This is a genomic window from Pseudoalteromonas sp. SaAl2 (assembly GCF_052947895.1).
Genome location: NZ_CM129605.1, coordinates 123,610 through 142,161, shown reverse-complemented (window position 1 = coordinate 142,161; position 18,552 = coordinate 123,610). Strand labels below are relative to the sequence as shown.

Sequence of the window (18,552 nt, the reverse complement as noted above, 5' to 3'; positions counted from 1 at the left end):
CTAACCACCTTTAATTGCTGACATCATGTTCCACATTGGCATAAAAATACCCAATGCCAAAATAAGCACCATAACAGCCACTATCACGGTTAAAATAGGCTCTATCTTGGCGGTTAAACTGCGTAAATCGTAATCAACTTCTCGCTCATAATAATCGGCAGCTTCTTGCAAAAGTTCATCTACTCGGCCCGTTTCTTCACCCACCGCAACCATTTGTAGCACTAACTGGGAAAAAAGCTTGCTACTTCTCGAAGCTCTTAACAGACTGTCACCTTTTTCAATATCTTGACGAATATTTAAAATTGCTCGCTCCATATAACTGTTATCAACCGCTTTTGCAGTCAACGATAGCCCTGTAGTCATAGGTACACCCGAGCGCAATACCATAGCTAAACTTTGGCTGTACCTTGCAAGTAATGAGCGATGAATAATGTTTCCCACTATAGGAATTTTTAATTTGTAGTGGTCCCAATTATATAAACCAACTTCTGTTGTTAGGTATCGGCGCCAAGCGATCACACTGCTAACCAGTATTAGTAATAAAAGCCACCAGTAATTAACGAAGAAGTAACTTGTTGCCACCAAAATTTGGGTCATTAATGGTAGTTCTGCATCAAATTTAGCGAACATGGTGGCAAACACCGGGATCACAAATATATTTAAAATCACCATGGCAACTAATAACGCAGCAATCACAAAAGTGGGGTAGCGCATTGCGGCTTTTATGCGTTTGCGCGTTTCTTGTTCTTTCTCAAAATAACTAGCGAGTTGGTGAAAAGCATCTTCTAATCGCCCTGAGCCTTCGCCCACCAAAACCATTGCGATAGTTAATCTGCTAAATACTTTATTGTGCATGGTCATGGCACTGGAAAGATCCCGACCTTGCTCTAGTTGTTTGATTATGTCTGTTAAAACTAGCTTAAACTCTTTATTCTGTGTGGTATCAGCTAACCCCACCATGGCACGAATAATCGGTATACCCGCTTTGAGCAACGAATACATTTGCCGAGAAAACATAATCATGTCTGCAAGGTCTATTTTTTCTTTAAATAACTGGCCTAGCGGTAGGTTAATATCGCTTTCTCTATCAATTTGGGTAATCGATATCGGCGTAAATTGGCGTTTTAACAAGCTATCGGCAACACCGGCTTGACTAGCAGCTTCAAGTTGCCCCTTAATTAAAATGCCTTTTTGGTCTTTAGCTTGATAGTTATAAAGGTGCATCATCACCTCCTACCATTTCAGGAATATATTCAGCCACTTTAAATACTTCATCTAAAGTGGTGAGCCCTTGCTTGGCATACTCTAAAGCCATTGTGGATAACGGTGCAAAGTAAGGATTGTTTTTAGCCGCACTAGCAAAACCTTGAGTGTCATTTTGACGAAGACACTCCATCATGGCTTCATCCATTTCGAGTAACTCAAAAACACCGACCCGACCTTTGTAACCAGAGTGATTACACGCGGTACACCCCTTACCATAAAAAAATTCGGTTTTGTCTACATTAACATTTAAATACTTTAACCAGCTTGCCTCTTGAGCATCGGGTGTATATGTATGCTTGCAATTTTGACATACCCGCCTAACTAAACGCTGAGCAATAATGGCTCTTAGTGAGCTGGCAACTAAATAGGCTGGCGCTCCCATATCAATTAACCGCATTGCACTGGTTATTGCGTCATTAGTATGCAGAGTTGAAAGCACTAAATGCCCTGTTAATGCGCCCCGTAAACCTATATCAACCGTTTCTTTATCACGCATTTCCCCCACCATTAGAATGTCAGGATCTTGGCGTAGTGCGGTTCTTAAAATACTGGCAAAACTAAGCCCTATTTTATTTTTAATCTGTACTTGGTTTATCCGGCCAATGCGATACTCCACCGGATCTTCTACTGTAATAATTTTATTTTCTGGCTGGTTTAGCTCACTCAACGCACCATATAAAGTGGTTGTTTTACCTGAGCCTGTTGGCCCGGTTACCAAAATCATGCCATGAGGGCGCTTTAAGATTGAGCGAAACCGTTTTAGCAACGCTGCAGGCATACCGGTTTCATCTAATGATAGTAACCCGGCAGATTGATCAAGCAGCCGCATAACAACCGATTCGCCATATTGAACCGGCATAGTAGACAAACGAACATCAATACTATGAGTGTGCACTTTAATATTAAAACGGCCATCTTGTGGTAAACGCTTTTCTGAAATATCTAAGCCAGACATCAATTTAAGTCGTAAAACTAATGCTGATGCTATTTTAACTTGATTGAGAACATGCTCTTGTAATACCCCATCAACACGCTGACGAATTCGTAACATGCCTTCATCTGGTTCAATATGTATATCTGACGCTCTGACCTGAACCGCATCTTCAAAAATCGATTGTAATAATTTTACTACGGTCGCATCAGAGGATTCATCACCTAACGAATTTAAGTCAAATTCTTCTACATCTTCATACTCTTCATGCAGCTGCTCAGCAAAGCTGGTTATTTCTTCAGTTCTTCTATAAACATTATCGAAAGCCGCCATGATCTGGCTTTCTTGCACCACGGCTAAATCAATTCGCTTAGGTGCTAAAATTGGCGCGAGTTGATCAAGTCCTCTTAAATCGGCTGGATCACTCATGCCCACAAGTACTGAGTCGCCGTTATCTTCTATGACCAACGCTCTATAACGGCGTGCCATTACCTCAGAAAGCAACTTGGATACTTCTGGCGAGATCTTACGTTGCGAAATATCTAAAAAGGGAACTTTTAACTGCTGAGCTAAAAACCTTAGCAATTGTGGCTCACTAATAAATTCCAGGGCAATTAGCGTCGCACCGAGCTTACGGCCAGTTGCAGCCTGCACGTTTAGCGCTTCACTTAATTGCGCTTCAGTGATCATATGCTCTTCAACTAATAAATCACCTAACCTTAGACGTAGACTGGGCCTCATGACACACCTCCTAAGGCCTGTAATCGTTGCTCTGCATGCTTAAGCACAGCTGGGTTTAAGTTACCCACTTCGATAGCAGCTAAGTAATAGCGTTTCGCCGAGAGGTAATCTCCTTGCGCATCTTTGGAGGTTGCCATGGCTAGCCACCATTTGCCTTGCTGAGGTTGTAGTTGTGTTAGTTGCTCAAAGCAAACTAATGCACGTATATGATCCCCTAATTGCTGTGAAGCAGTGCCTTTAAGCGCCCAATATTGCGAATCTCCCTGGCTATCAAAGTCATCGCTTAATAGTTGTTGTACAACTGAATATTGCTTACGAGTAATATAAATTTTACTAAGTAGGACACGCCACTCGAGTACCTGCGAGTCAAACGCAATGCCGTGCTCTAAAATACTTTGCGCGGATAAAATATCTTGCTGTTGAAAATAAGTCGCTGCGAGTAGACTTCTTGCTGCTATATTCCCTTTATCTCGATTAAGAATCTGGCTTAAATCATCTATGCCTTCCTGATATAAACCAAATTCAAGGGCTTGCTTAGCTTGACGCAGTAACTGGGCTATTTGCTGTTGCTCGGTACGTTGCTGAGTCACTTTTTTAACCTGAAAACTACTTTCTTTATTGGCGGTAGGTACTTTACTTGACTCAATAGCGACAGCTGCAACCATAGGTTTTTCAGTTACAACCGGCTCTTTGGTGTCTGTTTTTACCGCCGCGACTTCTTCAATAATGGGTTCGACTTTAGCAACTGGTTTAATTACATCAGAGTTACTCACCACAGGAGCATTGATTAACACTGGCGTGTTATTTTGCTCGGTCTCTTTTGAGCTTTGAGCTTTGGTAACTACATCCATTCGTTCTGACAATTGAGCGGCAGCATCATCACTTGCTGTAGGTAAATAAATATAACTCAATACAACCACTAACAAGGCAATGGCGATTATTAGTAGCTTTTTAATAAAGCCATGTGAGTCATAGACAGGTTCAACTACAACAGTACCTTGCTCATTTAACGAAGTTGTTGGCTGTCGCTGTTCAATATTTTTAAGCATAGAATTAATGACGCTCATAGCCATTGCCTCCAAGCCCAAATCATCATTATGGCAAGCGCCGATACACTCACCACAGCAACATTCCAACCATTGATATAATTATTCACGGTGCAATCTTCGGTGTCTTTTACCGCCAGCTTTATGTGTCGGCTACTTACTTCTGTGAGCCCCTCACCGTAAGCTTGCAGCAAGGTTTTATGACATAAGATATTCACTAACCGAGGAATACCACGACTTGCTTGTGCTATTTTTAAGCCTAGTTGCTTGGTAAATAGCGGCGCACCTTTAAAGCCCGCAATTTGTAACCGATGATTAATATAATAAATGACTTCACCTGTGGTCATTGGTCTTAGCTGGTAAGAGAAGCTAATACGCTGACGTAATTGGCGAACCCGTGTATGCGCTAGTTTTTCGTCTAATTCAGGCTGACCAAATAGCACCACTTGAATCAGCTTTTCGCTTTCAGTTTCAATATTGGTAAATAGGCGAAGCGCTTCAAGAGCATCCCAACTTAGGCTTTGCGCTTCATCTATCAGTAAAACAACTTTTTTGCCTTCTTTTTGTAGTGCTAATAAATGATGATTTATCAGCTGGCTAAGCGCTTGCTGATCTAACTGTTTATCAACGTCCATACCAAGCTCTACAGCAAGCGCCCAGCGTAGCTCATCGGGGCTTAAATATGAGTTGGGTAAATAGGCAACTGTGTAATCGTGCTCTATTTGATTAAGTAATTTACGGCACAATAAAGTTTTACCTGTGCCGACCTCTCCAGTTACCTTAATAAATCCCTCTCCCATTTCAAGTGCTGTAATAAGTACTTGCATGGCTTCATTGTGCGGCGCAAGGGCACAAAAAAACTCGGTGTTAGGGGTTAAGGTGAAAGGCATTTCACTTAAATTAAAGAAGCTCAAATACATAGCTAGTTCTCATACCAAGTATTAAGTAATTGGCGGCTGCGTGTTTGTTGTTTTTTCCAGGTATCTGGCATTACAACTGTTGGCTTTAGCAATATAACGAGCTCTTTCTTTTCTTGGCGTTTACTAATACTTTTAAATAAATTACCGAATAAGGGAATATCACCTAATACTGGCGTTTTAGACTCTTCATCGGTGGTTATCGTTTGCATCAAGCCACCAATCACAACTATTTCACCGCTTTGCGCACGAATTACTGTGTCTGATTCCCTTATGTTGCTTTGTGCTAACGGTAAAATAAACTCATCATTATTTAGGGTAATTACTTTTTGCTGCTCTTCAGTTTGAGTGACTGAGGGGTGAACATGTAAGATCACCGAACCGTATTTATCTATTTGTGGGGTTACATCGAGCGCAATCCCTGAAAAGAAAGGGGTTAGGTCAATTTCAGGGGTTGTTGTGGTCGCATTCCCTGTCACTGTGGTACTTGAAACATTAGTAACAAAGTACTCATCTTGACCTACTTTAATGACCGCTTTTTGGTTGTTAGTTGCAGTGACTCGAGGGTTTGAGAGCATCTGTACATCGCCCTGGGTTTCTAATAAGCTAATCACTCCAGTAAAGTCTGCATTATTAATAACTAAGTTTGATACACCACCTAAAGCGGCTGTAATGCTATTACTTATTTGCCCAGCAGCAGTGGTCGCAAACGACAGGCTTGTACTGCCTATTGAGCCCGCTATTTCGTTCCAATTAACACCTTGCTGATATTCATCCTTAAGCGTGACTTCGACTATTTTTGCCTCTAAAATCACTTGTCGCTGTAAATTTTCTTGGGTTTGACGTAAAAAGTCCTTTAGCTGCATTATTTCACTCGGTAATGCGTTTACCGTTACTAAGCTTGCTTGTGGGCTGGCAATAACATAGCGCCCATCACCGGTGCCAATCAGAGATTTTAAAGCCAGCTCTAGATCTTTCCAAAAGTCATTGCTGTTCGTGGTTTGAATCCGCGAACCGTTAAGTTCAATATTTTGATTATTACCAAACTCACTCTCTTGCTGATTACTGTTACTGTAGTTATTTGAAGCACTGCTTTGACTTGAGTTATTATCAGCCATTTGACTCACACCACCTGCAACAACACTCACCGTAGATTGGCCACTGCGCTTCATCATCAAATAATTAACCGGTATCGTTTCTGTACGCATCTTGGCAGGTAATACTTGAACTACGCGGCCTTCATATACAATATCAAGTGGGTACATCCGCTTGATAACACTGATCACCTCATCAAAAGTGACATTTTTTAACGTAAGGCTGATTGTGCCCGCGACCTCTGGATGAATAGCCACACTGTAGGGCGTATCATCTGTTAGGCCGGTAAAAAAAGCACGCACTTCAACTTCATTTGCAGCCACTTCAAAACGCTTAACTGCCAGCTCTGTATTAAAACTATGCTCGCTATCAAATGACGACAATAAACTTTGCGTCACTTCATCTGGCACCATCAGCGGGGCGACTGTAGTTTGCGGCTCAGGCTGGGCGGTGAGCTCTTGCTCTATATGTGGCTTTATTTCTTTACCCGGAGCAAAGCTATGACAACCAGCAAGGTAGATGGGTAACAGCAATAAAATAGCCAGCTGACTAGGTAATTTAATTTTTAATTTTATAATCATATAAATCTAATTTTATTTGCTTGTTGTCATTCGCTAACACAACTTGCTTAGAGCTTATGGTTAGCACTTTATAATTATTTATCTGATCGCCTACGGTATAAATTTGTCCTGAAATAATCGCTTTATAGCGGCCTGACCTTTTAATTATTGATTGCAACTTAAGGCTACTTTGCTGATTTTTAACTACGCTAGTAGCGAGCAAGTTTTGTGGCCTAGTTGGATCGACCAACTGCTCTGCAGCTACGCCTGTTGAGCAAACAAATAACCCAAACACACTAAAGAGCAATAAATTTTTCATTCGCGCTCACCGTTGCTATTTGTATGATTAATTGTGCCCGAGGATAATCTTCAACTTGATAGTCAAAGCGCTGGATTAAAAGCTTTTCTTTACTTTGTTTTAGCGATGCCAAGTATTGTTGCAAGTTAAAATACTGCCCCTGTAATGTGAGCACCATTTGATGCTCAAAAAACAGTATCTTCGCTTCGTTTTCACCTACTTTAGAAACATCGATAGCTTTAGGCTCTAGCACTTTAAAACTAACAACCTTAACCTCGGAACTTTCCTTTAATAGCTGCCGCAACATGCTTGGAACCCGCTCAGCGCTGACAAAGCCTTTGCTAAATTGGCTCAACTTTTCATCAGTAATAGCCAACTCGCTCTTTGCTTGTACTATTTGTAGGCGTAATTCTTTAGTGTAGTCATTACTTAGGGCTTGCTTTAACATCGCTAATTGTATTTTATTTTGAGCTATTTTCTGCTCGGCTTGGGTATTAGCTTTATGTTGTTTATTTGCTTGAATTTGCACCGGCTCTACAATAAATAGGTAACCTAAATATAAAATAATAAATAACCCTGCAAATAAAATAGCTAGCTTTTCTCTTATTTGCAGTACAGCAAAACGAGCTTGATACTTCACCCATACCGGCCAACTACGAGAGGACTTTTCAGTTTTCATGGCTGATCTTCCTTAGCAGCAACCTCTGTAGCTACATTAAATTCACTTAAGCCGTCTTTATCTTCAAATTCTAGAACCGAGAATTCCTTACCTGCAAAGTACCTTGATTGCTTTAAACTACTCAGCCAAATAGGTAACTTAGCTGATTGACTTGCCTGCCCTTTTAAAGTCATTGTTTGCTCAGAAAATGTTATCTGGGTTAACCAAATACTCGCCACATGGTAACGCGCTAAATCAAGCATCACTTGGCTATAATCCATGCTCGATAAAGTTTGTGCATCATCCAAGTAGCCAAACACTTGTTGTTTATGAGCAATTTCTTGTTCAATCTTTTTTAACTGCTTAACAAACTGATCTTTATTTTGTTTTTCATCTAATTTAGCTTTTACAACTTGTAACTGGTTACTAATCTCATTTAATGTTGATTCACTTTGTTGCGCCTTTAGTTGGTTAAAGTAAGCTGATAATGCAAACCCACCCCAGCTTATGGCAATAACAAATAGCGCTATGCCCCACAGAGCTAATACACCCTGTAATGGCAATAAGTCACGACGAGGACGTAATGATTTTTGATAGAAATTGATTCTATTCTTCATTGCGCGGCTCTTTACTTTCAGCCATAGATATAGCTGCAGCTAAGGCATAGAAAAACTGACTATCTAAGCCCTCTGATAAGGCAAGGTTAGGTTGAAAATCAACAACCTTAACTTGTAATAGCTCTGCAAGTTCCGCTCTAAGTGTTAAAGAAGATAAATCGTCGCACTGCAGCTGAATACTGCGAATAGGTGGTTGCTTTAGCTGACTTTCAAAAAAATCCATCGAACGCTGTATCTCTAACCCTAAAGCATCTATAAAAGCAGTGTTTTGATCTTTTTCAGTAATGCCTATAAAGCCATTTAGCCGTCTCGCCAACACCAGCTTACCGTCACAAATGATTAATATTCTTGGCTCATGTTCAATATGCTGTACCACCAGCATATGCGCATCTTTATCTTTACCAAATAAAGTGAGTAATACCATTTCTTCTGAAGTCATTGAGCGTAAAACTGCATTAGTAGATGCAAAGCTGTTTATGAAAGGCTGAATCTGTGTTTTATCGGTAATAAACACATTCATTTTATTCGCTTGCATTGGTAAAGAAATCGGGTAATCAATAAAATCTGCGATGATATTCTCTGGTGCAACATTGACAAGATCTTTAGTTGTCCATGGTAAAGACTGCACAATTTCGTCATCTGTCAGATTAGGTTTTTCCATTTGTACAATTTGATAATAGTGGTGAGGTATCACTAAATTAATCGCGCAACAAAGCGTACTAACTTCGTTTGTACAAGTCGCAATTGCTTTTGTATAATCCCTTGACTCTGCCACAGCAACACTATGAGTTTTATCGATTTGCCAGTGCCCCTGCATGCGTTTTAAGCTTACGGCATTCACTGTTTTTGCATAGGTAGCTATTCCTATTACGCAATTCGGTTCTAACCCTTGTTGCAACCAAGGAAACAATGAAAAAATCTTTTTTTTCATATAGCTACTTATGTTAACTATTGATTTTTTAAGTATCGTATATTTTTACTAGCCCGCAAGTTTTCACTTTAGAAAAAAGGTACTCTTATGCATAATCTGCTCACTATTGATGAAAATAGTCCGTTGCAACAGATAGATAGCTTGGAGTTAAAAAAAAGAAATATTTCATTATGCATAAAGCGCGATGATCTGCTACACCCGCTCATTAATGGCAATAAATGGCGTAAACTAAAGTACAATTTAATTGAGATGCAAGCTCAAAATAAGCACGAGCTAGTAACATTTGGCGGCGCCTTTTCAAATCATATACATGCCTGCGCAGCAGCCGGAAAACATTTTAACTTTAGAACCCATGGCATCATTCGCGGGCCTGAGCTTGATTTACACAACCCCACCATTGAGTTTGCCAAGCAGTGTAATATGCAACTTTATCCGGTAACTCGTATTGAGTACCGAGAACGCCATAGTGATGAGTATTTAGCACGGTTGCAGCAACGCTTTCCAAACGCCTATCTATTACCAGAAGGCGGAACAAACCAAGCAGCTTTACAAGGCTGTAAAGAACTAGCCCAGTCATTGCCTGAGTCTGATTATATTATTTGTCCAACAGGCAGTGGTGGTACATTAGCAGGACTAATTGAAGGAGCTAAGCCACATACTCAAGTAATTGGTATCGCGGTATTAAAACAGGCTGATTACCTTATAAACGAAATTAAAGCCCTGAGTTTACGCGCTAATACACAAAGTAACTGGCAGTTATTATGTGATTATCACGGGGGGGTTATGGTAAGTTCTCCGCAGAGCTTTGGCATTTTTGTCAAACAATGCAAATTCAACATCAATTACCATTAGAGCCTATCTATTCTGGTAAAATGATGTTCGCATTATGGCAATTAATCAACGCTGATTATTTTCCTGCAGGAAGTAAAATTACGGCAATTCACACCGGTGGGCTACAAGGGCTAGATGGATTGCATTATCGGCAACTTATTTAGATTAAGATGTTACCTGAGTAAACTCTTGCAGTGGCTCAGTAAAATAAAACCCTTGAGCAGCAGTAATTCCTAGCATTTGTAACGTTTTAAGTTCTTGCTGGGTTTCAACGCCTACTCCATATACAGGTAGATTTAGCTTACTGCTCTTCATTACAATTTGACGTACAATTTTTTGTTGCTTCAAGCTCTTGTCAATGCCATGAATTACCTCATAACCAAGCTTTATTCCTTTTACTAGCTTAAACTCAGCTAGAAAAGTTAACTTATCAATATTCATCACGTTATCAACTACAATTGCTCCATTAATTGATTTTATCTGACTAATCGCCAAAGATAATTTATGTTGCTGCGTGTAAAAGTCATCTGCTGATATTTCAAACTGCAGTTTATCCGCCCTATTAAATGCCCCTACTTTACCTTTAAACCATTGCCAAAAGTTTACACTATACCAATTAAAAGCATGCAAATTGATACTCACAATTAAAGAGCTCGGTTCGCTTTTTAGCAAAGCGATTACATGTTCAATAACGGCAATATCCAACTGCATAACTTCGTTGTTGGTTTTTAGATATGGAATAAATTGCTTTGCCGATAACAAGCCTAGCGATTTATGACGAATGCGAATTAGCGCTTCATGTTGTAGCATCTCACCAGTATCAAGCTCAAATAACGGCTGAAAAAATAGCATAAATCTTTTCTTGGTGATGTACTCAGGTAACACCTCATCACTGTTTTTTAATACCTCAGCATAAGTATGGTTAAAAGGCACCCGATGCACATGCTGCCAAGGGCTTTGCTTGGCTTGCTCAAGGGCCGATTTGGTTAACTGATAAACAATTGCTTGATCAGCACCAGTACGGTAATTACAAACGCCTATCTTAATATCTTTGCGAGATAAATCACCACGGTAAACTAACGACGCCTGATAAATAGTTTGATGGAGCTTTTGCGTATATTGGTCTATCTCTGATAACGATATGCCCTGCAAAGTAATTGCCACCCCTCCCGAGCCAAGTAACTTCACCGACGCCTTTGGTAACTCAATAAACCCTTTCGTTAAAACTAGCTTAAAGTGGCTTTCTAAATCAATACTTTCAGGGAAAGGATAGGACCAATAAAATAGAGCAAAAAAACTTTGTTTATTTTGATGTAAACAATACAACTTGGTCATTGCATCTTCTTTAATATCTTTATGTGTCACAGCCATATTATTTAATGGCATTTTGGGCTCTGATTGTGAGTTATGAATAATTAAAGGCGAATAAGTATCATGTTGCTCAACGGTTTTAAAAGCATTTTTTTCGTAGCGCTTCACTAACAAAATCCACCAACGGTACCCCCACACGGCGGCACCTATAACAACAAGGTTTAATAAGATAAATAAATAGCTTTCAACCACCCAGGAAGGCCAGTGATAGAGCTTAAGACTGGTTGATTTATAATTAAATACTTCACTTTCTTTATTCATTAAAGCTGAAAAATGAGTAGGGGCTTCATCTGGCTCTAACATAAAACCACGCGCACTTGCCAAAGCAGAAATAATATCTCTATCAATAATTAGATCTAACTTGAGACTATAAATTTGTTTAGCAAGCTCAGTGCCTGTAACGTGAACTTTTTGATGCAGCACCTCACCTAGCAAAAGGTTAAAGATACCAAGCAGCAATAGACAAACACCAACATAAACACTCAGCATATGCATACGCATATTCTTTGATTTAATTGCCATAGCTCGCACAGGGTTAGTTAGAATAGGTAAAGTGTTGTTCAAGATCCCTATAAACACAAGGCTTGGCGCTGACTTAAAATGTTACCGATAACGATAATCAATAAAACTATCGTATTTTTAATTACCTAAGCCACTATGAGATTTTATTTTTTCTTTGCCTAATTTGTGAAAAAAATACGACTCACTATTGCGGCTTAATAAGATTGCCGCTTTCATCTAAAATTATTTCACCATCTTCTTTTTGAAATGGCCCTGACGGCCACATATCTAATAGTGTTAATACGGTTTCACTCGGGCGTGCCAGCTTAACCCCCTTGGCCGTACAAACAATAGGTCTATTGACTAAAACAGGATACTCTAGCATCGCCTCAAGAATGTGCTCATCAGATACATTTTCATTTAATAACCCCAACTCTTTCGCTGGTGATTTAGTCACTCTAAGCGCTGTTTTCGGGGTTAAACCTGCCGCAGCAAATAAGGCAAGGAGTTGTGGTTTAGTCCAGCCTGACTTTAAATACTCAATCACAACAGGATCATACCCTGCCGCTTTTATTAACTGTAAAACATTGCGTGAAGTTCCACAGTCCGGATTATGATGAATAACCACCATGCTCAACTCCTGCTCAATTTAAATGATTAAATAGAACGTTGATTTACACGTTCACTCACTTGCTCTGCTGATTCAACTCGTTCCGAATACCTATCAACAAAGTAGTCTTGTTGATCGCGTAATAGCAAAGTAAATTTAATTAGCTCTTCCATCACATCCACAATGCGATTATAAAAAGCTGACGGTTTCATACGGCCACCTTCGTCAAACTCTAAGTACGCTTTTGCTACAGATGACTGGTTAGGAATAGTCACCATACGCATCCAACGGCCTAGAACCCGTAATTGATTCACCACATTAAAAGACTGAGAGCCACCACAAACTTGCATCACAGCCAAGGTTTTACCTTGTGTAGGCCTCACGCCCCCCTAAATTCAGTGGCACCCAATCAATTTGGTTTTTAAATACACTGGTCATGGCGCCATGTCGTTCTGGCGAGCACCACACTTGCCCTTCAGACCATAACATTAGATCACGTAACTCTTGTACTTTCGGATGTGACTCATCTTCACTGTCAGTTTGCGGTAAACCTTGTGGGTCAAAAATTTTCACTTCAGCGCCAAAATGCGTTAATAATCGTGCGCTTTCTTCAATAACCAACTTACTGTATGAGCGCTCTCTTAAGGAGCCGTATAACAATAGAATTTTTGGCTTATGTGCAGAAAAATTCAATTTAAAATCACCACTTGTTGGTACATGGCATTGGCTTTGCTCTAGATTGGGTAATGCAATTTTTGCTGTCATTAGCGCTAACCTTTCAACCTTAAATACATATGAAAAAACGAATATGCATAATTTTACATGCAAGAACTTTGAAGTCAAATTCTATTTGTATTCTTGTTACGAGTTGAGGGTAATTAGCGGAGTTATTACTAGATAAAATGTGGGCTGAGTTAGTTTAAACAATGCAATATTGTTTCACGCAGTGTTTGTGCTTTGATGGGCTTAGCTACATGTGCGTTCATCCCAATAGATAAGTAATTGGCAATGTCATCTTGCATAACATTGGCTGTTAAAGCGATGATTGGAATATTTGCGATCACTTTATCACTATCATTACGGATAATTTTACTCGCTTCTACCCCATCCATTTCAGGCATATGAATATCCATCAAAATAAGGTCGAACAGCGATAATTTTAACGCTGCAATACATTCAACGCCATTTTCAACTAAATGAACCTGCGCCCCACTTGTTTGCAATATGTCGGTGACGATAATTCTATTAATAGCATTATCTTCCACTACTAATATTTTTATACCCTGGAGCGACTTTTCTGTTACCCGCTGTACTGAATGACTAGCAGATAAAGATGAGACTCGACTACGAATAGCTTGATATAAAACACTGCTCAATACTGGTTTATATAAAACGGTTTTAATATTTATTCTTTCTGCGATATCGTCTATTGACCCGTGTTTGTTCGCGGTAAGTACAATTAGCTTATTACAAAGCAACGGGTTGATATTATAAATTCGCGAAAAGAATGTTTCGCTACTTATTGCGGTCATTTCAGATTCAACCACTATCACCTTAAACTTATTTTGCTTAATAAGATCAAATGCATCCGAAACAACATGGCATGAAGTGCAGCGTAATCCCATCGCACTGAGCTGAGTTTTTATTAATTTAAGATCAGCTTCATTTTCGTCAATAATTAATATATCAAACGGCTCCAAGAGGGCTAGTTGCTGGCTGTCATCAATCAATGCCTGCTCATTTACTTTAACCTTCATGGTTGCGATAAATTCACTGCCTACACCTTTGCTGCTTGAAACAGATATATCGCCTGCCATTGATTGACATAACCGTTTACTGATCGCTAAACCTAACCCCGTGCCACCATATTTACGTGTAGTGGAACTGTCTGCTTGCGTAAATGATTGAAATAACTTGGGTAGGTTTTGCTCATCGATGCCAATACCTGAATCTTGAACTGTAAAATGCAAAGTAATCGTTTTTCTATCGAGTGGATCCACTACTGACTCGATTAACAGCCGAACGCCACCTTGAGCGGTAAATTTAATTGCATTAGAACACAAGTTTATCAACACTTGATTTATACGCACTACATCACCGACTAAATTAAGCTGTAAGCCTTTTGCAACTTCAATATTAAATGAAATACCTTTGCTATGCGCCCGATTTTCAAAGGTTGTATTTATATAACTAACAATGCTATTGACTGAAAATGGCCGCTGTTCGAGTTTGATATTTCCTGACTCAATTTTTGAAAAATCCAAAATATCATTGATCACGACGAGGAGTTGATCTGAGGAATACTTAATTTTTTCCAGATAATGCATATATTCTTCAGGTAAACCTTTAGCTAATAAAATATTAGTTAAGCCGATCACACCGTTCATTGGTGTTCTGATCTCATGGCTCATATTAGCTAAAAATTCAGACTTAGAATTAACCAGTTGTTCCGCCTGCTCTTTAGCCTGAAGCAACTCTTGAGTACGCTGTGTTACACGAAACTCTAACTGCTGCTTTTCCTCATCAAGCGCTTGTACAAGTTGAATGCGACGACGGTTCAACAATAATACAAAGGCTAATAGTGCACTTAAAACAAAGATGATAATGGCCGTGCTATAAATTAGCATTTTGTTCTGTTCAAAATAGGTCGGCTCATAATAAGCAATCACTGACTGTGCGGGCAAACTTTGACTAGCAATATTATATTTTTTAAGCTGTCGCCAGTCATAAGCATAAACACTTAAATCTTCATCACTAATCGTATTTAATGCATTGTTTTTACCATAAGACACTATCGATTCAGCAACACGTTCACCTATTTTTTCTCCTGATAAAACATAGCCCCCCTACCACACCTGAACCTAATAAAACCTGCCAATAACTAAAAATAGGCGCCGTACTTTGTTGTACTAACAACTTCACTAACTGGTAAGGGCTCAGTGATTTATTTTTAAAATCTCTAAAAACAGGGGTAAACAATATAATAGAATCTGCCGGTGCAGTTTTTACTTTAGCCATTAGTTCTACGACAGAAAGATCAAACCACTGCTCCACATCTAAATGGCGAAAATCATGATTGAGAACTGAAAAAATGCCTTGATAAAAATTCACCCCCATTTCACTTTTTGTATCTAAAATAACAATCAACTTTTTTGGCTTCATTAAATTAACAGCGCTTGCGGTTGCTTGTTTATAATCTAATTTAGTTTGTAATACGGCATCCCGACTATTTTCAGGAGGCGTAAACTGTACGCCGGGCTCTACATAAACCCTAGGGACATTGATAAAAAAATCACTTAATTGAGCAAGCAGTGCGGCAGCTGAAGGTGATTGAGTGACAATAATATCTATCTGTTTATTCTTATATTTTGTCTTGAGATAGTCGCTCATTAACTGCTTTTGTCTTACTTCATCAAAACGTCCAACATCAAGATTTTCTACAAACAGCTCATAATCGAAGGTACGCTTTGATAACGCTTTATTTAACCCCGACTCAACACTTTTATGCCAAGGCATATTTTGATTTGTCGAATTTATAAATAAAACATTGGTAACTTTTGCTCCAGGTTGGGCATCTAAAGTAAAACTCATCAATTGAAAAACAAAAAGTAAAAATAGGCTATACGCTTTCATGTTTCTCATGATTCATAATTAATGCAGTTTTATAAGACTAAGTGCTAATCAGTTGTAAATCAAATGATGTGAGCTAAAGGGAACTCAATAAGTATAAAAAAAACCAGCTTTACCGCTGGGTCTTTTATAATCTACATTATTTTTTTAATAAAAATGAAAAAGCCGCTTAATAGCGGCTTTCTAGAGAATTTTTCAACATTCTTATTTTTGTCTTGAATTAAAACGGTTTCCTTTACCTTATTGAATAATAAAAAGTGTAAAGTTTTCTTTTAAGCCAACTCTGACAAGACTTAAACTAGAACTTAAAAGTCTCTATTCAAATATATGTAACGTTTTATGTAAACTTTTAAGGCAATACCATAGCAAACAGCAGAAATTGCTCCGATGTAATAACAAGGGTTACGAAAAGGCTATCACTGAGTTTGCTAAACGTTTCTCGTTGCTTAGTGATGTGGTATAAAAGCGTTGTTCAATACCGTAAAGTAAAAGCTTTAACTCTTCATCTGTCTGAATTTTAAATTGCTTATTAACTGCGTCAAAGGTTAACTTTGTATCGCAGTAACTGTGCACGTAAGTCAGCATCTGGTCTTTATCGGCAGCAGCCATATTATTCAAGGTATCCATTGCCAGTGCAATACGCTTTCTGTTTGGTTTAGATACTTTATCTTGGTTTAAACCACCTGCTAGCTCAAGAAAATCTTCATTTAGAAATTCTTGAACCTCTTCATTTGTAGCTTCTTTATAGAGCTCGTCAATGCCTTTAAATATGCTGGATATTGTAGCAAGGTTTTTAAAAACTAAAGTGTTGCTGTTTTTAAAGTAAACCGCATCAGGTAGTGTGTTGATCACTAAACGGCTATCACTTTCTTCAATTTCTGCGGCCTCGCCAAATCCAATCATTTTTCGCTTTAGAAATAGCGATGGTGTGATTTTTGAAAATAAAAGTCATCACCTTGCAGCGAGAATAGATAACCAATTTTTGCAAATTGTGCTTTGACTAAATCGTCATAATCTTTTGAGTCAAAATCAGTTTGTAATAGGTCAATACAAAACGTTTGTTGATTAAAGTTTTCAACTTTAAACCATGCATCTTCATCTAAGTTATGGTCTGGGCTGTATTCAACACAATAAGCGATATCAATATCAACCGTTTCAAATAACGTGTGATCTGAAGCCAGTTTAAAATAAGGCTTTTTTCTAGGTCCTTTTACTTTAGCAAACACGTGATCCATGTTTAACCTCTTTCTATAAATGTGTAATTGTTAATTCTGTACGCTTTTTCAATGTCTATTTCATCAGGTTTTTTATACTTATTACGGCTAATAAGAAAAATTGCTGTACCATTCGTGGTTTTGATGTTGTAAAACTCAAAGCCAAACAATAGGAAAAGCGGGTTGAAATAAAGCGCCTGAGATAAAAAAGTGAAAATGAACAATACGCCATAGACGAAACCAAGCGTCTCCCAGTTGCTAATACTTAGAGCAACAAAGAAGTAGCCCAAATAACTTGGTAAGAAGCTGTTGTTAGCGTGCTCAATACTCCCAACCTCTCCTTTTTTGAAAGCATCGCTTCCAAGTAATTTACTTAATAGAATGCTTACTCCAGTTAATAATATTGGAATAGCCAAATAAATCAGGTAAGAAACGAAATTCGGCCACGTCTCTAAGAATGTACAGGCAGGAAATAACTTAGAGAGTGTCATTCCTTTTGCACCAAATATATTAGCAACAACAATGATGTTGCATTAAAGCTCAGTAGTAGCCGAAATAATAGATTCATTTTAAACCTTTGTATCACCTTTGATTAGCTGGACTTCCCAAATTTCACTAGACAGTTTTTAACTCAGAATAGTACGCTTCCTCAAACTCACAATGTATAATTTTCTCAGCATCAAACACTACAGAAAAGTTTGGGTAGTGTGTGACCATCATATTTACCCTATTACACTAAATATCTGATTTTCTCTCGTAAAGTTGAGAAAGCTCTGAAACGATAGCTCTTAATTCCTCAATTCGACTTGAGTTGGCTTTGAGTGGTCTTGTGTCGTTATCTAGAGTCACATATTTACGTAATTTTATTAATTTTCCTGAAGGGTATTCAATGCCACCTGAGTCTGATATTTCTTTAGATTTTGTTGTTAATTCCTTAATCTTTCTTTGAAATCCTAAAACTTTAACTTGATCATTATCATCTTCAGCACTTGTCCAATAAGCAATCGCGGCTGATTCAATATCAAACAGCAAGTCCTTAAACTCTTTTACATATGTATTGTGACGATCAATAGCTCGTTGAGATTTCGTATTGTCTTTATTACGCTTGTACAAAAGCATAGCGATGCACCACCCGAAACATAACATCCCCCATGTAATGTATTGAGCGGTTGGTAAAGGTAGTTGATTAACAATAACATCTTTCGCTACATTTTGAATTTCAGCTGACTTTACCTCTTTACTTTCTTCTGAGCCAAGGTGAAAATCATTAGATGAAAGTGTTAAATTTTTTTCCTGTTCTTTTGACGAATGGTTCTTATTATTGTTTTCCATACT

The 18,552-nt window shown here is 38.6% G+C and carries 17 protein-coding genes and 2 pseudogenes; 1 reads left to right on the top strand and 18 read right to left on the bottom strand.

The genetic code is table 11. The features are described 5' to 3' along the window. Genes ACU8V8_RS00675 through ACU8V8_RS00635 form a run of 9 tightly spaced genes read right to left on the bottom strand, consistent with a single transcriptional unit; the run spans position 1 to position 9,060 of the window. Positions 1–1,224 (bottom strand): type II secretion system F family protein, encoded by a 1,224-nt coding sequence (locus tag ACU8V8_RS00675; protein ID WP_446889559.1) that lies wholly within the window; start codon positions 1,222–1,224, stop codon positions 1–3. Further along, positions 1,211–2,938, bottom strand: a complete 1,728-nt coding sequence (locus tag ACU8V8_RS00670) for a GspE/PulE family protein (protein ID WP_446888488.1) — start codon at positions 2,936–2,938, stop codon at positions 1,211–1,213. Before ACU8V8_RS00670 ends, ACU8V8_RS00675 begins: the two co-directional genes overlap by 14 nt. Beyond that, the gene (locus ACU8V8_RS00665) at positions 2,935–4,005 is read right to left on the bottom strand and encodes a tetratricopeptide repeat protein (RefSeq protein WP_446888487.1); all 1,071 of its coding nucleotides are present in this window, start codon (positions 4,003–4,005) and stop codon (positions 2,935–2,937) included. The genes ACU8V8_RS00670 and ACU8V8_RS00665 overlap by 4 nt, the downstream gene beginning before the upstream one ends. Next, positions 4,002–4,904, bottom strand: a complete 903-nt coding sequence (locus ACU8V8_RS00660; RefSeq protein WP_087533325.1) for an ExeA family protein — start codon at positions 4,902–4,904, stop codon at positions 4,002–4,004. The genes ACU8V8_RS00665 and ACU8V8_RS00660 overlap by 4 nt, the downstream gene beginning before the upstream one ends. Before the next feature lie 2 nt (positions 4,905–4,906). Next, on the bottom strand, positions 4,907–6,577 hold the full coding sequence (gene mshL / locus ACU8V8_RS00655) for a pilus (MSHA type) biogenesis protein MshL (RefSeq protein WP_446888486.1): 1,671 nt from the start codon (positions 6,575–6,577) through the stop codon (positions 4,907–4,909). Further along, a complete protein-coding gene (locus ACU8V8_RS00650; RefSeq protein WP_446888485.1) occupies positions 6,555–6,875 on the bottom strand; it encodes an agglutinin biogenesis protein MshK in 321 nt (106 codons plus the stop codon). Before ACU8V8_RS00650 ends, mshL begins: the two co-directional genes overlap by 23 nt. Beyond that, positions 6,853–7,533 carry an agglutinin biogenesis protein MshJ gene (locus ACU8V8_RS00645; protein ID WP_446888484.1) on the bottom strand — a complete coding sequence of 227 codons (681 nt, stop codon included), beginning with the start codon at positions 7,531–7,533 and terminating at the stop codon, positions 6,853–6,855. Before ACU8V8_RS00645 ends, ACU8V8_RS00650 begins: the two co-directional genes overlap by 23 nt. Next, positions 7,530–8,129 carry a PilN domain-containing protein gene (locus tag ACU8V8_RS00640; protein WP_446888483.1) on the bottom strand — a complete coding sequence of 200 codons (600 nt, stop codon included), beginning with the start codon at positions 8,127–8,129 and terminating at the stop codon, positions 7,530–7,532. The genes ACU8V8_RS00645 and ACU8V8_RS00640 overlap by 4 nt, the downstream gene beginning before the upstream one ends. Further along, positions 8,119–9,060 (bottom strand): MSHA biogenesis protein MshI, encoded by a 942-nt coding sequence (locus ACU8V8_RS00635; RefSeq protein ID WP_446888482.1) that lies wholly within the window; start codon positions 9,058–9,060, stop codon positions 8,119–8,121. Before ACU8V8_RS00635 ends, ACU8V8_RS00640 begins: the two co-directional genes overlap by 11 nt. 87 nt (positions 9,061–9,147) lie before the next feature. On the opposite strand from ACU8V8_RS00635, the pseudogene ACU8V8_RS00630 reads away from it, so the two are divergent. Then, a pseudogene (locus ACU8V8_RS00630) lies at positions 9,148–10,055 on the top strand (1-aminocyclopropane-1-carboxylate deaminase/D-cysteine desulfhydrase). 1 nt (position 10,056) lies between these two features. Here ACU8V8_RS00630 and ACU8V8_RS00625 read toward each other — a convergent pair. The 9 genes and pseudogenes from ACU8V8_RS00625 to ACU8V8_RS00585 form a co-directional block, all read right to left on the bottom strand. After that, entirely contained in the window at positions 10,057–11,826 is a 1,770-nt protein-coding gene (locus ACU8V8_RS00625; protein ID WP_446888481.1) for an EAL domain-containing protein, read from the bottom strand. Positions 11,827–11,968: 142 nt separating this feature from the next. Beyond that, on the bottom strand, positions 11,969–12,394 hold the full coding sequence (gene arsC / locus ACU8V8_RS00620; protein ID WP_446888480.1) for an arsenate reductase (glutaredoxin): 426 nt from the start codon (positions 12,392–12,394) through the stop codon (positions 11,969–11,971). 26 nt (positions 12,395–12,420) lie between these two features. Next, a pseudogene (gene arsH / locus ACU8V8_RS00615) lies at positions 12,421–13,138 on the bottom strand (arsenical resistance protein ArsH). A gap of 149 nt (positions 13,139–13,287) precedes the next feature. Beyond that, positions 13,288–15,165 (bottom strand): response regulator, encoded by a 1,878-nt coding sequence (locus ACU8V8_RS00610; RefSeq protein ID WP_446888479.1) that lies wholly within the window; start codon positions 15,163–15,165, stop codon positions 13,288–13,290. Positions 15,166–15,184: 19 nt separating this feature from the next. Continuing rightward, positions 15,185–16,006, bottom strand: a complete 822-nt coding sequence (locus ACU8V8_RS00605; RefSeq protein WP_446888478.1) for a diguanylate cyclase — start codon at positions 16,004–16,006, stop codon at positions 15,185–15,187. A gap of 399 nt (positions 16,007–16,405) precedes the next feature. Then, a complete protein-coding gene (locus tag ACU8V8_RS00600; protein WP_446888477.1) occupies positions 16,406–16,906 on the bottom strand; it encodes a hypothetical protein in 501 nt (166 codons plus the stop codon). A gap of 8 nt (positions 16,907–16,914) precedes the next feature. Then, positions 16,915–17,238, bottom strand: coding sequence for a hypothetical protein (locus tag ACU8V8_RS00595; RefSeq protein ID WP_446888476.1), 324 nt, complete (start codon positions 17,236–17,238; stop codon positions 16,915–16,917). A 2-nt stretch (positions 17,239–17,240) separates the two neighbouring features. Further along, positions 17,241–17,708: a hypothetical protein gene (locus tag ACU8V8_RS00590; protein ID WP_446888475.1), complete on the bottom strand. Its 468-nt coding sequence runs from the start codon at positions 17,706–17,708 to the stop codon at positions 17,241–17,243. 244 nt (positions 17,709–17,952) lie between these two features. Continuing rightward, entirely contained in the window at positions 17,953–18,549 is a 597-nt protein-coding gene (locus ACU8V8_RS00585; protein ID WP_446888474.1) for a hypothetical protein, read from the bottom strand. Positions 18,550–18,552: the final 3 nt, after the last annotated feature.

Coding starts and splice junctions, on each gene's coding strand:
- ACU8V8_RS00675 (WP_446889559.1), bottom strand. CDS start 1,224: ATGCACCTTTATAACTATCAAGCTAAAGACCAAAAAGGCATTTTAATT.
- ACU8V8_RS00670 (WP_446888488.1), bottom strand. CDS start 2,938: ATGAGGCCCAGTCTACGTCTAAGGTTAGGTGATTTATTAGTTGAAGAG.
- ACU8V8_RS00665 (WP_446888487.1), bottom strand. CDS start 4,005: ATGAGCGTCATTAATTCTATGCTTAAAAATATTGAACAGCGACAGCCA.
- ACU8V8_RS00660 (WP_087533325.1), bottom strand. CDS start 4,904: ATGTATTTGAGCTTCTTTAATTTAAGTGAAATGCCTTTCACCTTAACC.
- mshL (WP_446888486.1), bottom strand. CDS start 6,577: ATGATTATAAAATTAAAAATTAAATTACCTAGTCAGCTGGCTATTTTA.
- ACU8V8_RS00650 (WP_446888485.1), bottom strand. CDS start 6,875: ATGAAAAATTTATTGCTCTTTAGTGTGTTTGGGTTATTTGTTTGCTCA.
- ACU8V8_RS00645 (WP_446888484.1), bottom strand. CDS start 7,533: ATGAAAACTGAAAAGTCCTCTCGTAGTTGGCCGGTATGGGTGAAGTAT.
- ACU8V8_RS00640 (WP_446888483.1), bottom strand. CDS start 8,129: ATGAAGAATAGAATCAATTTCTATCAAAAATCATTACGTCCTCGTCGT.
- ACU8V8_RS00635 (WP_446888482.1), bottom strand. CDS start 9,060: ATGAAAAAAAAGATTTTTTCATTGTTTCCTTGGTTGCAACAAGGGTTA.
- arsC (WP_446888480.1), bottom strand. CDS start 12,394: ATGGTGGTTATTCATCATAATCCGGACTGTGGAACTTCACGCAATGTT.
- ACU8V8_RS00605 (WP_446888478.1), bottom strand. CDS start 16,006: ATGAAAGCGTATAGCCTATTTTTACTTTTTGTTTTTCAATTGATGAGT.
- ACU8V8_RS00600 (WP_446888477.1), bottom strand. CDS start 16,906: ATGATTGGATTTGGCGAGGCCGCAGAAATTGAAGAAAGTGATAGCCGT.
- ACU8V8_RS00595 (WP_446888476.1), bottom strand. CDS start 17,238: ATGGATCACGTGTTTGCTAAAGTAAAAGGACCTAGAAAAAAGCCTTAT.
- ACU8V8_RS00590 (WP_446888475.1), bottom strand. CDS start 17,708: ATGACACTCTCTAAGTTATTTCCTGCCTGTACATTCTTAGAGACGTGG.
- ACU8V8_RS00585 (WP_446888474.1), bottom strand. CDS start 18,549: ATGGAAAACAATAATAAGAACCATTCGTCAAAAGAACAGGAAAAAAAT.